Origin of the sequence: Pseudomonas sp. PS01298, assembly GCF_029959745.1 — a bacterium.
Classification (GTDB): domain Bacteria; phylum Pseudomonadota; class Gammaproteobacteria; order Pseudomonadales; family Pseudomonadaceae; genus Aquipseudomonas; species Aquipseudomonas aylmerensis.
In genome coordinates this window covers 19,664-33,455 of record NZ_JASCPP010000036.1, presented here as the reverse complement: position 1 = coordinate 33,455, position 13,792 = coordinate 19,664, and the positions used below count along the sequence as shown (strand labels likewise).

Annotated in this window: 11 protein-coding genes; 3 read left to right on the top strand and 8 right to left on the bottom strand. The window is 62.2% G+C overall.

The features are described 5' to 3' along the window. Window positions 1–20: 20 nt before the first annotated feature. A complete protein-coding gene (gene yjgA / locus QMX97_RS14865; protein WP_065900703.1) occupies window positions 21–542 on the top strand; it encodes a ribosome biogenesis factor YjgA in 522 nt (173 codons plus the stop codon). A 45-nt stretch (window positions 543–587) separates the two neighbouring features. Here the strand turns inward: yjgA and tldD are convergent, their stop codons facing one another. The 8 genes from tldD to mreB form a co-directional block, all read right to left on the bottom strand. Continuing rightward, entirely contained in the window at window positions 588–2,030 is a 1,443-nt protein-coding gene (gene tldD, locus QMX97_RS14860) for a metalloprotease TldD (RefSeq protein WP_282397147.1), read from the bottom strand. A gap of 16 nt (window positions 2,031–2,046) precedes the next feature. Beyond that, on the bottom strand, window positions 2,047–2,895 hold the full coding sequence (locus QMX97_RS14855) for a carbon-nitrogen hydrolase family protein (protein WP_106805147.1): 849 nt from the start codon (window positions 2,893–2,895) through the stop codon (window positions 2,047–2,049). A gap of 48 nt (window positions 2,896–2,943) precedes the next feature. Beyond that, on the bottom strand, window positions 2,944–6,759 hold the full coding sequence (locus tag QMX97_RS14850; RefSeq protein ID WP_282397146.1) for a YhdP family protein: 3,816 nt from the start codon (window positions 6,757–6,759) through the stop codon (window positions 2,944–2,946). 76 nt (window positions 6,760–6,835) lie between these two features. Further along, complete coding sequence (gene rng / locus QMX97_RS14845) at window positions 6,836–8,293, bottom strand: ribonuclease G (RefSeq protein ID WP_010213134.1); 1,458 nt, start codon at window positions 8,291–8,293, stop codon at window positions 6,836–6,838. Between the two features lie 71 nt (window positions 8,294–8,364). Continuing rightward, window positions 8,365–8,961, bottom strand: a complete 597-nt coding sequence (locus tag QMX97_RS14840) for a Maf family protein (protein ID WP_282397145.1) — start codon at window positions 8,959–8,961, stop codon at window positions 8,365–8,367. Between the two features lie 51 nt (window positions 8,962–9,012). Continuing rightward, window positions 9,013–9,501 (bottom strand): rod shape-determining protein MreD, encoded by a 489-nt coding sequence (gene mreD, locus QMX97_RS14835; protein ID WP_003171788.1) that lies wholly within the window; start codon window positions 9,499–9,501, stop codon window positions 9,013–9,015. After that, window positions 9,502–10,644, bottom strand: coding sequence for a rod shape-determining protein MreC (gene mreC / locus QMX97_RS14830; protein ID WP_201146303.1), 1,143 nt, complete (start codon window positions 10,642–10,644; stop codon window positions 9,502–9,504). 140 nt (window positions 10,645–10,784) lie between these two features. Continuing rightward, window positions 10,785–11,822, bottom strand: a complete 1,038-nt coding sequence (mreB, locus tag QMX97_RS14825) for a rod shape-determining protein MreB (protein ID WP_002555108.1) — start codon at window positions 11,820–11,822, stop codon at window positions 10,785–10,787. 210 nt (window positions 11,823–12,032) lie between these two features. On the opposite strand from mreB, the gene gatC reads away from it, so the two are divergent. Both gatC and gatA read left to right on the top strand, forming a co-directional pair. Continuing rightward, a complete protein-coding gene (gene gatC, locus QMX97_RS14820) occupies window positions 12,033–12,320 on the top strand; it encodes an Asp-tRNA(Asn)/Glu-tRNA(Gln) amidotransferase subunit GatC (RefSeq protein ID WP_282397144.1) in 288 nt (95 codons plus the stop codon). Window positions 12,321–12,336: 16 nt separating this feature from the next. Beyond that, entirely contained in the window at window positions 12,337–13,788 is a 1,452-nt protein-coding gene (gatA, locus tag QMX97_RS14815) for an Asp-tRNA(Asn)/Glu-tRNA(Gln) amidotransferase subunit GatA (RefSeq protein WP_065900689.1), read from the top strand. Window positions 13,789–13,792: the final 4 nt, after the last annotated feature.

Here is a 13,792-nt window from a genome sequence, read left to right as displayed (position 1 = left end):
TTTCTTTGCGGACTGCCACCATGGTTGATTCTTACGACGACTCCCTCGATGGGGAGAAAAGCAAATCCCAGGTCAAACGTGAGCTGCATGCTCTGGTTGACCTCGGCGAGCGCCTTACGACGCTCAAGCCGGACTTGATTGCAAAACTGCCACTGACCGACGAAATGCGCCGGGCCCTGGCGGATGCGCCCAAGCACACCGCGAATATCGCGCGTAAACGGCACATCTCGTTTATCGGCAAACTGATGCGCGACCAGGACACTGACGCCATTCTGACCTTGCTCGATCAACTCGATGCCTCCACTCGCCAGTACAACGAACGTTTCCATAACCTGGAACGTTGGCGTGACCGCCTGATCTCGGGCGATGACGCTGTACTGGAGAAGTTTGTAGTGGATTATCCGGACGCGGACCGCCAGCAACTGCGCTCCCTGATTCGTCAGGCCCAGCACGAACTGGCGCAAAACAAGGCTCCGGCCACCAGCCGTAAAATCTTCAAGTACATCCGTGAGCTGGACGAGACTCAACGCGGCCTGCGCTGATCCTCTTCCCCGGGTGGCGACCTTCGCCACCCGGCGCTCCACGACTTACGACCCCGTGCCACCCACGGTGATCGCATCAATCTTCAGCGTTGGCTGGCCGACACCCACCGGCACCGACTGCCCATCTTTCCCGCACGTGCCCACGCCGCTGTCCAGCGCCAGGTCGTTGCCGACCATCGACACCTTGCTCATGGCTTCCGGGCCGTTGCCAATCAACGTTGCCCCCTTGACCGGCGCGGTAATCTTGCCGTCTTCGATCAGGTACGCCTCGCTGGTGGAGAACACGAACTTGCCACTGGTGATATCCACCTGGCCGCCACCGAGGTTGGCGCAGTAGATACCGCGCTTCACCGAGGCGATGATTTCCGCCGGATCGCTTTCGCCACCGAGCATGTAGGTGTTGGTCATGCGCGGCATTGGCAGGTGCGCATAGGACTCGCGACGGCCGTTACCGGTGCGCGCCACGCCCATCAGGCGGGCGTTGAGCTTGTCTTGCATGTAGCCCTTGAGCACGCCGTTTTCGATCAGGGTGGTGCACTCGGTCGGAGTGCCTTCGTCGTCGACACTCAGCGAGCCACGGCGACCGGACAGGGTGCCGTCATCGACAATCGTGCACAGCTTGGACGCGACCATCTCGCCCATGCGCCCGCTGTAGGCGGAGCTGCCCTTGCGGTTGAAGTCGCCTTCCAGGCCATGACCGACCGCTTCGTGCAGCAACACACCGGACCAGCCCGACCCCAGCACCACCGGCAACGTGCCGGCCGGCGCCGGAATCGCCTCCAGATTGACCAGCGCCTGGCGCAGCGCCTCACGGGCATACCCCATGGCGCGGTCATCGGTGAGGAAATAACGATAGTCGGTACGCCCGCCGCCGCCATGGCCGCCGCGCTCGCGACGGCCGTTCTGCTCGACGATCACACTGACATTGAACCGCACCAGCGGGCGCACATCCGCCGCCAGGCCACCGTCGGTGGAGGCCACCAGGATGCGCTCCCACACACCGGCCATGCTCACGGTGACTTGCTGGATACGCGGGTCGAGGGCGCGGGTGGCCGCATCGATACGCTTGAGCAAATCGACTTTTTCCGCGCGGCTGATCACTTCCAGGGGGTTATCCGGCGCATACAATTGCGCCACATCCTGGGTGCTGAACGCCTGCACGGTGCCGTTCTGGCCGGCGCGGGAAATCGAACGCGCAGCACGCGCGGCCAGGCCGAGGGCCTCCAGGGTGATTGCGTTGCTGTAGGCGAAGCCGGTTTTCTCACCGGACTGCGCACGCACGCCCACGCCTTGGTCGAGGTTGAAACTGCCTTCCTTGACGATGCCATCTTCCAGCGCCCAGGACTCGGAAATCTGCCCCTGGAAATACAGGTCGGCGGCGTCGATGCCGGGCCCGGCCAGATCGCCGAGCACGGTTTGCAGACTTTCGATGGTCACGCCACCGGGTGCCAGGAGGTGTTCACTGACTGAGGACAACAACTCGCTCATAGGTTTGGCCTTAAATTCATCGTTCTGAAGCAGGTCGCTGCGCGCCCTGCGAGAAAAAGCGCCGATGGTTGACCACCGGCATGCGCGCCCGTATCGACGCCTGTTCACTGCTGTCGCGTGCGGCCAGCAACACCGCTTCGCCTTGATCCTGTTGTGTCAGCACACGCCCCCACGGGTCGACGATCGCCGCGTGGCCGTAAGTTTCCCGAGGGCCCGGATGTACGCCCCCCTGGGCTGCCGCCAGCAAGTAGCACTGGGTCTCGATGGCGCGTGCGCGAATCAGCACGTCCCAGTGCGCGGCGCCGGTCACTGCGGTGAAGGCCGAGGGCGCCGTAATCAATTCAGCCCCCGCCGCACGCAACTCGCTGTACAACTCCGGAAAGCGCAGGTCGTAGCACACGGTCAGGCCCAACCGGCCCACCGGCGTATCCGCCACCACCACGTTGCCACCGAAAGCATAGTCGTCGGATTCGCGATAACGACCCCGGGCATCCGCCACATCCACATCGAACAGGTGCAACTTGTCGTAGCGGGCAACGATCTCGCCCTGATCATCGATCAGCAGCGAGCAGGCATTGACCTTGGCATCCGGATGGTCCCTGGGCGGCAACGGTACAGTGCCGGCCACTATCCATAAGGTGAGGTCGCGGGCGGTCTGTTTCAACCATGGCAGGATCGGGCCTTCACCCAATGCCTCGGCGCGACCGATAGCGGCCACGTCGCGGCGGCCCATGGCGGCAAAGTTTTCCGGCAATACCGCCAGTTTCGCACCGCCTGCCGCCGCTTGCTCCAGCAAACGCCGGGCCTGGGCGAGATTGGCCAGCACATCACTCTGGCTGACCATTTGAATTACCGCAAAGGACATGGGCCGCTACTCCATAGAAGGCATGCGGCCATGCTACTCCACAGGCTCTCAGTTTGGTTTTTCAAATGGCTTGTCGAAGGTGATTTTTGGATCCTTCCACGGGCCTTCCACCTTGTATTGCACGCTGGCAAAGCGCGCCACACGGTCGCCGATCAGCTTGTCGATCAGGAACAACGCGCCGCCAATGGCCGGCGCCCCCACGATCAGCGCAGCAATCGGCAGGTTATTGGTGACGGGCAGGGTCACCAGCAACTTGGCGTCGACCCGATCGGCCACCAGGTCCAGGGTGCCGTTGAGCTCCAGGTTGGTCGACGGCCCGGTCATGGTGATGGGCTCACGGGTCACGAACACGCCATTGCTGGCGGCCAACAAGCCTTTGACCCGGTCATAGCTCAGGCCTTTGCCGAGCAGGTCGGAGAAGTCCAGGCGCAAACGGCGGCCGATGGAGTTGAAGTTAAGCAGGCCGAACACCCGCAGCGCCTGGGCGCCGCCTTCCACTTCAACGAACTGGCCGCTGCGGAAAGCCGCGTCCAGGCTGCCGGAGAAACGCTTCGGCCCGACATAAGCCGGCGAGCCGGGCCAGCGACCGTCCACATCCAGGTGGAAGTCCTTGCTGGTGACCGTCGGCGCGTAGCCCCAGCCCTTGAGCACATCACCGATGTTCTTGCCATCCAGGCGGCCCTTGTACCAGCTGCCGCTGGCTCCCGGCGCACCTTCCCAGCCACCGGCGCCCTTGAGCTGCATGCCCTTGAGCCCCAGGTCCAGGTTGTTGAAGGCGAGGCCCTTGGCGGTCGGACGGATTTTCAGTGACCACGCCCCGACAAGGTCGGGCCCTTGGAACAGTTGATCAATCGCAATATCCAGGGCCGGAATGTCCTTGGGGTCGACGTCGGCCAATGGGTCCGGGGCGTTCTCGTCGGCCTGCACCGTCGGGTCCACCGCCGGCAGTTTCACGTATTGCAGGTTGACCGCAATCGGAGCGCCCTTCGCGTCCGGTAGGTTCACCGTGCCTTTGGCTTGCTGGCTGTCGAGCTGCAGGCCCCAGGCGGCAGGCTTGCGGTCCAGTTGCAGGCTGACCTGATCAAACTGGGTGCCAAAGCCGGTCAGTTTGCCCACCTTGAAGTCTGCGCCGCTGAGCAATTGCTTGGCGCTGCCGCCCGGGTCCTTGCCCGCATAGCGGTCGACCAGTTTTTTCCACGGGTCGATATCCAACTCGGAGAGCACACCGCGAATCCGCAGGCCCTTGCCTGCGGGCAGCACCGCATCGCCATCGCCGAGGAACAACTCGCCGCGCCCGTCATTGAATTTGTCCGGCGGCGCGGCAAAGGTAAAGTTCGCCAACTCGCCATAGTCAAACCAGTAGCGCCGCTCGGCACCCTGCAAGGTCATGCGGAACGTGCTGTCGCGGCCCTGGCTGGCCGGCATGCCGAACGGAGCCGGCAGGTCCACCGCCACGCCCTTGAGGTTGGAACTGACCATCAACTGGCTGTCGGCGCCGTCCAGGTTGACCTGCAGCTGGTACGGGATATCCCCGGATACCGGCAATGGCTGGCTGATTTTCAGCCAATCGGTCAGCCGCTTGACCGTGACCTGCCCCTTGGCCGTCACACGGGTGCTGATACTACCCGGCTTGCCATCGGCGAAAATCTGCGCGGTGATCGGCCGGTCAAACGCCTGCGCCGTGATGTTCTGGCCGCTCAGGCCCTTGGCACTGTCAAAACGGAAATCGCCCTTGAGCTGGGTCAGGTCCAGGGTCGGCTCAGCCAATTGCAGGCGCGCCTTGTCGGTCTGGAAATCCACCACGATCTTGGGCTCGGTGCCCTTGGCCAATGGAATATCCAGGTCGAGCTTGCCTTTCAGGTCGCCCTCGCCTTTCCAGCCGGCAAAGGTCGATGCCGTACCGATCGGAGCTTCCTGCAGGATCTTCAGGCCATCGCCAAGCCCGCCGGCAAATTCGCCGGTGAGCAACAGGTGGCTGTCCTTGCCCTCAGGCGCGTGCGGAATATTGACGTAGACGTCCTTGACCTTGGTGTCGAGCAGTTGGCCCTTGCTGGCCAGGATGCGCACCCCGCTCTCTTCGACGAACACTTCGCCCTTGACCTTGCTCACATGCGGCCAGCCAGGCTGGAACGCCAGCTCGGCGTCGTGCACCTTGAAGAACAGGCTGATGTTGCGTGAAGCCGGCAATGCGTCGTGGTTCAGCGAACCCTGGTACTGGAAGAAACCCTGGTCGACCGCGCCCTTGAGAATCGCCGTGCGCAGCCATTCGTCCAGGGCCGGGCTCAGCACCGCGGGCAAATACTTGGGGGTGAAACGCCCATCGCCGTCGACCATGCCGACCCGCAGATCCATGTAGTCTTCCTGGGCATGGTCGAAATGCAGGCGAATCAGGAAATCCGCTGCGATCTTGCCTTCCTCACCCAGCACCTTGATATACGGGGCGATCAGGGTGAAACCCTGCTTGTCGAGTTTCCAGGTCAGGCGTGCATTGGCCTGGAGGTACTGCCAGGACTTGGCGAAAATCGGGTCGAGGTGCAGGGAAAAGTCCTTGCTGTCCATGCGCAGCTCGCCATGGCCCAAGTCACCGCTGATGCTGCCGGACACGTTGCGCGCAGCCGGCGCGCCGAAGTACGCATCAAAACCCACACGTTCGAGATTGGCGGCGAAGCTGACCTTCTGGTCGGTGCTGTCCTGGGGACGGAAATCCACCAGCACATTACGCAGCAAGCCGGTGGCCTTGAGGTGTTCGATAGTCTTGGCGAAGCCTTCGGGCAGCGGCGCCAGGGCATTCAACAGTGGGGTGATCGGCGTGAGGTCCAGGCGGTCAGCCTGCAGCTTCCAGACCTCCTGCGCGGTGTCGGTGGGCAGGCTTTGCTGCAGCTGCAGGCGCGACTCCCAGCGGGTGTCCCCCAGGTTCATGGCCAGCGAGTCGAACAACACCTTGAGACCGCTCTCGCTGCGCTGCACGTACGCTGTCAGCGCGAGGTTTTCGATATGCACGGGCTTGCGGTCGGCGTAGCTGCCCTTCACCTGTGGCGAATTAAGGCGCACCACCGCGCTCTGCACGGTGCGCTGGCCCCAGCTCAACCAGAATTCGCCGCCGGCCTTGAATTGGGTGAGTTTCCACTGCTGGGTCAGCCGGGCCGGAATCCACTTGGCCCAGTCGCTTTGTGGCAGGCTCAGGTAGGCATCGACGGCACCGTCTTTCCACTGGCTCGCGCGAATGCGACTGCGCAGGCTCAGGGCCAGCGGTTGGCCGTCGGGCAGTGTCAGGCGGGCATCCAGGCGCTGGCGTGTGGCCCCCGTGTGCAGGCTCAGGCCCACGTACGTCAGGGTCAGCGATGCCTGGCCGTACGGCTGCAACGTGACCTGGCTGTCGAGCAAAGACACGCGCTTGACCCTCTGCATGCGCGTGAGCACCTGCTCCGGGTCCAATGGCTGGTCATCCTGCACCGGCAAGCCTTGCAAGGCCCAATGGCCGTCCTTGTCTTCCTTGACGCTCAATTGCAGGCCACTGACTTCCAGATGGGCAATACGCACTTCGCGCGCCATCAGGCTGGCCCAGAGGTCCGGCACCACTTCGACCTGGTCCAGGCGCAAGGCACTGCTGCCCTCGCCGACCATCACGTCATGGGCCAGCAGCACCGGCGCAAAACCGCTCCAACGCCCTTCGAGGCTGCCGATCTGCAGCGGCATGTCCACCGCAGCCTGGGCCTTGGCTTCAATTTCTGCGCGGTATTCAGCCACCAACGGGGTCAATTCACGACCCAGGCTCACGTACACCGCCGCCAACACCAGCAGCAAAGCGCACAGGCCCAGGCCCCAACGGGTCAAAGCGGCAAAAAAGCGTATCAGACGCTCCATGTCAGGCGACCCTCAAGGCAGTAGACGGACAGCAGATCAAGGTCTGCAGGCCTCGTAAAAAGAAAACGATTGGGGATCAGAGCAGCACCACGTCGTATTGTTCCTGGGAATACATGGTTTCAACCTGGAAGCGGATCGTGCGCCCGATAAAACCTTCCAGTTCTGCCACGTTGCCGGACTCCTCGTCGAGCAACCGGTCGACCACTTTCTGGTTGGCGAGCACTCTATAGCCTTCGGCCTGGTAGGCACGCGCCTCCCGTAGGATTTCGCGGAAAATCTCGTAGCAAACCGTTTCCGGGGTCTTCAACTTGCCGCGCCCCTGGCAGCTGCTGCAAGGCTCGCACAGCACTTGCTCCAGGCTTTCGCGCGTGCGTTTGCGGGTCATCTGCACCAGGCCCAGCTCGGTAATGCCGATGATGTTGGTCTTGGCGTGATCGCGTTCCAGCTGTTTCTCCAGGGTGCGCAACACCTGGCGCTGGTGCTCTTCGTCTTCCATGTCGATGAAGTCGATGATGATGATGCCGCCCAGGTTGCGCAGGCGCAGTTGACGGGCAATCGCGGTGGCCGCTTCGAGGTTGGTCTTGAAGATGGTTTCTTCGAGGTTGCGGTGACCGACAAACGCCCCGGTGTTGACGTCGATGGTGGTCATGGCTTCCGCCGGGTCCACCACCAGGTAGCCGCCCGACTTGAGCGGGACCTTGCGTTCCAGGGCTTTCTGGATTTCGTCTTCGACGCCATACAGGTCAAAGATCGGCCGCTCGCCCGGGTAATGCTCCAGGCGGTCGGCAATTTCCGGCATCAATTCGGCAACAAATTGCGTGGTTCGCTGGAAGGTTTCCCGCGAGTCGATGCGAATTTTCTCGATCTTCGGGCTGACCAGGTCGCGCAAGGTCCGCAGGGCCAGACCGAGGTCTTCGTAGATAACGCTGGGCGCACCGATGGTCTTGATCTGCGCGCCGATCTGGTCCCACAGGCGTCGCAGGTAGCGGATATCCATGAGGATTTCATCGGCACCGGCGCCTTCGGCAGCCGTGCGCAGGATAAAACCGCCGGCTTCCTTGATACCTTCGGCCGCCACACAGTCGCTGACCACCTTTTTCAGGCGCTCGCGCTCGGCTTCGTCTTCGATCTTCAGGGAAATGCCGACATGCGCGGTACGCGGCATGTACACCAGGTAGCGCGACGGGATCGACAGCTGGGTTGTCAGCCGTGCGCCCTTGGAGCCGATGGGGTCCTTGGTGACTTGCACCACCAGGCTCTGCCCTTCGTGCACCAGGGCGCTGATGCTTTCGACTGCCGGGCCCTCGCGCAGGGAAATTTCCGAGGCGTGGATAAACGCAGCACGGTCCAGGCCGATGTCGACGAATGCGGCCTGCATCCCCGGCAGTACTCGCACCACCTTGCCCTTGTAGATATTGCCGACGATCCCGCGCTTCTGGGTGCGCTCGACGTGCACTTCTTGCAGAACACCGTTCTCTACCACCGCCACGCGCGATTCCATCGGCGTGATATTGATCAGAATCTCTTCACTCATGGCTGGGTCTCGTTCAGGCATTTTCACAATAGTGACCGATCGCTTAAGGCTGGGCGCGCAATTAAAGGCGTTCAGCGCGCGGTAAGGTGTTGCCAACAGGGTATGCCGAATTCGGCGAGCAGTTGCGCGGTTTCGCACACCGGCAGGCCCACCACGGCGGAATAACTGCCATTGAGACCGGCAACGAACACCGAACCCAGGCCCTGGATAGCATAGCCGCCCGCTTTGTCCTGGGGTTCGCCACTGTGCCAGTAGGTTGTAGCCTCTTCGACAGAAATCCCGCGAAACCGTACGCGACTGCTTACACAGTGGGTTTCGCAGCGCTGGCCGTCAGTCAGGGCAATGGCGGTCAGCACTTCATGCTCACGCCCCGCCAGGGCCATCAGCATCGCCAGCGCGTCGGCCTGGTCTACCGGCTTGCCGAGGATCTTGCCGTCCACAATCACGGCGGTATCGGCGCCCAGCACACAAGCGCCGGCGGTGTGTTCAAGCGCAGCAAAACCCGCCGCTGCCTTGCCGCGAGCGAGACGCTCGACGTAGGCAACGGCGGTTTCGTTGGTAAGAGGGGTTTCATCAATGGCGGCGCCGACCACGGTGAAAGGCACACCGATCTGGGTCAGCAGTTCACGCCGCCGCGGGGAGCCCGAGGCCAGGTAAAGCGAATTCATTGCAGACTCTCCCTGTAGAGTTCGATAACCAGGCAGAGCCTCGCAATCCATTCAATTGATTTTATAGCGACGACGTAACCCACGCAGGCCGAAACTGATCCATGGCCACAACAAGGCGCTGACCAGGGCCGGCAGCACCAGTGCCAGGGTTGGCTGGCGATTGCCGGTCAGGGCACTCAGCCAGAGTTGCACCAGTTGCGCCAGGCCGAAGATCACCAGGATCACCAGGCATTGCTGCCACATGGGAAACATGCGCAGGCGTTGCTGCAACGACAGCACCAGGAAAGTGATCAGCGTCAGGATCAAGGCGTTCTGGCCCAGCAAGGTGCCATACAGCACATCTTCCGCCAAGCCCAGAAACATGGCCGTGACCATGCCGACTTTGTGCGGCAGGTTCAGCGACCAGAAAGCCAGCAACAACGCCAGCCAGAGCGGACGCAGGATTTCCATGAATTGCGGCAGTGGCGAAACACTGAGCAACAAGCCGATGGCGAACGTCAGCCAGACGATCCAGCCATTGCGCGAATGAGTACCGGCCATTTATTCCTCCCTCTGCCGTGTGGTCGCCGGAGCGGTGGTCGCTGGGCGGGCGGCCGGTGCCGTCACGGGCGGCTTGGTCGCCGGTGCAGCAGCTGGCGTTGACGCAGGGGGTTTGGTCGCCGCCGGTTTAACCGGGTGCGCGGTGTGCGTCGCGGGCTTCACGGCGGTCGCCACAGGTGCTGCAGCTGGGGCCACCGCGGGCGTAACCGGTGCAGCAGCGGCAGGCTTGGGCACGGTCGCAGGAATGATGGGCGTGGTGCCGTTCTTCTTGTCTTCCGCTTCCTGGGCCTGGGCAGCTTCGTTGGCGCGCTCTTCCGGGGTACGGTTGTCACTGAACACCAGCAGCAGGTAGCGGCTGCGGTTCAAGGCGGCAGTCGGCACCGCGCGCACAATGGCGAAGGGCTGGCCGGAATCGTGGATCACTTCCTTGACCGTCGCCACCGGGTAACCCGCCGGGAAGCGCTGGCCCAGGCCGGAACTGACCAGCAGGTCGCCTTCCTTGATGTCGGCCGTATCGGCGACGTGGCGCAATTCCAGACGTTCCGGGTTGCCGGTACCGCTGGCAATCGCGCGCAGGCCGTTACGGTTGACCTGCACGGGGATGCTGTGGGTCGTGTCCGTCAGCAACAGCACCCGCGAGGTGTAGGGCATCAACTCGACCACCTGCCCCATCAGGCCACGCGCATCGAGCACCGGCTGACCGAGCACCACGCCATCGCGCTCACCTTTGTTGATGATGATGCGGTGGGTAAAGGGGTTGGGGTCCATGCCGATCAACTCGGCCACTTCGACCTTTTCGTTGACCAGTGCGGAAGAGTTGAGCAACTCGCGCAGCCGAACGTTCTGCTCGGTGAGGGCCGCGAGCTTTTGCATGCGCCCCTGCAACAGCAGGTTTTCGGTCTTGAGTTTTTCGTTCTCGGCGACCAGCTCGGTGCGGCTGCCGAATTGGCTGGCCACGCCCTGGTACAGACGTTGCGGCAGGTCGGTGATCCAGTATGTCTGCATCAACACCAGCGACATCTGGCTACGCACAGGCTTGAGCAGTGCAAAGCGGGCATCGACCACCATCAGCGCGACCGAAAGCACGACCAGCACCAGCAGGCGCACGCCCAATGAGGGGCCTTTGGCGAAAAGCGGTTTAATAAGCCGCTCCTCCCAGGCAAATGTTCTCTTTATTCATACGGCATCTAACCGGCCTGGATGCAGATTGAAGAAGATAAACGCCAACAGGCAGCACTGCAAAGTGCTGCCTGCGGGCGAAACATGGGCAAACCAGCAAACTCTTATTCGCTGGAGAGCAGGTCCATGGTGTGTTTATCCATCATTTCCAGTGCACGGCCACCGCCACGAGCGACGCAGGTCAGCGGGTCTTCGGCAACGATCACCGGCAGGCCGGTTTCCTGGGCCAGCAGCTTGTCGAGGTCGCGCAGCAAGGCGCCACCACCGGTCAGCACCAGGCCACGCTCGGCGATGTCGGAAGCCAGTTCCGGCGGCGATTGCTCCAGGGCGCTCTTCACAGCCTGAACGATGGTGGCCAGGGACTCTTGCAGAGCTTCCAGCACTTCATTGGAGTTCAGGGTGAAGGCACGTGGAACGCCTTCGGCCAGGTTGCGACCGCGAACATCGACTTCGCGAACTTCGCCGCCCGGGTAAGCGGTACCGATTTCCTGCTTGATGCGCTCGGCGGTGGATTCGCCGATCAGGCTGCCGTAGTTGCGACGCACGTAGGTGATGATCGCTTCGTCGAAGCGGTCGCCGCCAACCCGTACGGATTCGGCATACACCACACCGTTCAGGGAGATCAGGGCGATTTCAGTGGTACCGCCACCGATATCCACCACCATCGAACCGCGGGCTTCTTCAACCGGCAGGCCGGCACCGATCGCAGCGGCCATTGGCTCTTCGATCAGGAATACTTCGCGGGCACCGGCACCGAGCGCCGATTCACGGATGGCACGACGCTCCACCTGGGTGGACTTGCATGGAACGCAGATCAGCACACGAGGGCTGGGCTGCAGGAAACTGTTTTCGTGAACCTTGTTGATGAAGTACTGCAGCATCTTCTCGCAGACACTGAAGTCGGCGATCACGCCGTCTTTCATCGGACGAATGGCAGCAATATTGCCTGGTGTACGGCCGAGCATGCGCTTGGCCTCGGTGCCAACGGCAACGACACTTTTCTGATTACCATGGGTCCGAATGGCCACAACCGATGGCTCATTCAGGACGATACCGCGCTCGCGCACGTAAATAAGGGTGTTGGCAGTGCCCAGGTCAATGGAAAGATCGCTGGAAAACATGCCACGCAGTTTCTTGAACATGGGAAAGGGACCCTAGGCAACGCGTGGGTAAAAAAGTGCGGCAAACTCTAACAACGACAGGGATTTTGGGCAAGGCGCCAATGTGCTAAATTGGCCGACTTTCTGTGCACCAACCCCCACAATCGCGGCCGTAAGACCGTAGAAATGCGGTAGTGTTCCGACAATCTAACACACGGACAGCCTCCGTTCTGTTTTCCACTGGAGATTCCCATGGCGCTTGAACGCTCCGACGTGGAAAAAATCGCTCATCTGGCCTCGCTTGGCCTGAATGAAGCCGATCTTCCACAGACCACCGCAGCCCTGAACAGCATTCTCGGGCTGGTTGACCAAATGCAGGCCGTGAACACCGACGGCATCGAGCCCCTGGCTCACCCGCTGGAAGCCAGCCAGCGCCTGCGCGCAGACGTCGTGACCGAGAGTAATAATCGCGAGGCCTACCAGTCCATCGCGCCAGCGGTCGAAAACGGCCTGTACCTGGTTCCGAAAGTCATCGACTAAAGGGAAAGAGCCTGCAATGCATCACATGACTCTGGCCGAGATCGCCCGCGGTCTCGCCGATAAAAAGTTTTCTTCCGAAGAGCTGACCAAGACCCTGCTGGCGCGCATCGCCGAGCACGATCCAAAGGTCAACAGCTTCATCAGCCTCACCGAGGAACTGGCCCTGAGCCAGGCCAAGGCCGCCGACGCACGTCGCGCCAACGGTGAGAACGGTGCCCTGCTGGGCGCGCCGATCGCCCACAAGGACTTGTTCTGCACCCAGGGCATTCGCACCAGCTGCGGCTCGAAGATGCTCGACAACTTCAAGGCGCCCTACGACGCCACCGTGGTGTCCAAGCTGGCTGCCGCCGGGGCCGTGACCCTGGGCAAGACCAACATGGACGAATTCGCCATGGGCTCGGCCAACGAGTCGAGCTACTACGGCGCGGTGAAAAACCCATGGAACCTGGAGCACGTGCCCGGCGGTTCGTCCGGTGGTTCGGCTGCGGCCGTGGCGGCTCGCTTCCTGCCGGCTGCCACCGCCACCGATACCGGCGGCTCGATCCGCCAGCCGGCGGCCTTCACCAACCTCACCGGACTGAAACCGACCTACGGTCGTGTTTCCCGCTGGGGCATGATCGCCTACGCATCCAGCCTCGATCAGGGCGGCCCCCTGGCTCGCACCGCCGAAGACTGCGCGATTTTGTTACAAGGCATGGCAGGCTTCGATAAACAGGACTCCACCAGCATCGATGAGCCGGTGCCGGACTACAGCGCCAGCCTCAATACCTCGCTCAAGGGCCTGCGCATCGGCGTGCCGAAGGAATACTTCAGCGCCGGCCTCGACCCGCGTATCGCCGAGTTGGTGCACAACAGCGTCAAGGAGCTGGAAAAGCTCGGCGCCGTGATCAAGGAAATCAGCCTGCCGAACAACCAGCACGCGATTCCTGCGTACTACGTGATCGCGCCCGCTGAAGCCTCCTCCAACCTGTCGCGCTTCGACGGCGTGCGTTTTGGCTATCGCTGCGAAAACCCGAAAGACCTTACCGACCTGTACAAACGCTCGCGCGGCGAAGGCTTCGGTGTCGAAGTACAACGCCGGATCATGGTCGGTGCCTACGCGCTGTCGGCCGGTTACTACGATGCGTACTACCTCAAGGCGCAAAAAATCCGTCGCCTGATCAAGAACGACTTCATGGCGGCCTTTGAAGAAGTCGACGTCATCCTCGGCCCAACCACGCCCAACCCGGCCTGGAAGATCGGCGCCAAGACCGGCGACCCGATCGCCGAATACCTGGAAGACCTGTACACCATCACCGCCAACCTCGCGGGCCTGCCGGGCTTGTCCATGCCCGCCGGTTTCGTAGATGGCCTGCCGGTCGGCGTGCAACTGCTCGCCCCGTATTTCCAGGAAGGCCGCCTGCTCAATGTGGCGCACCAGTACCAGTTGCACACCGACTGGCACACCCGCACCCCTACCGGCTTCTGAGGAG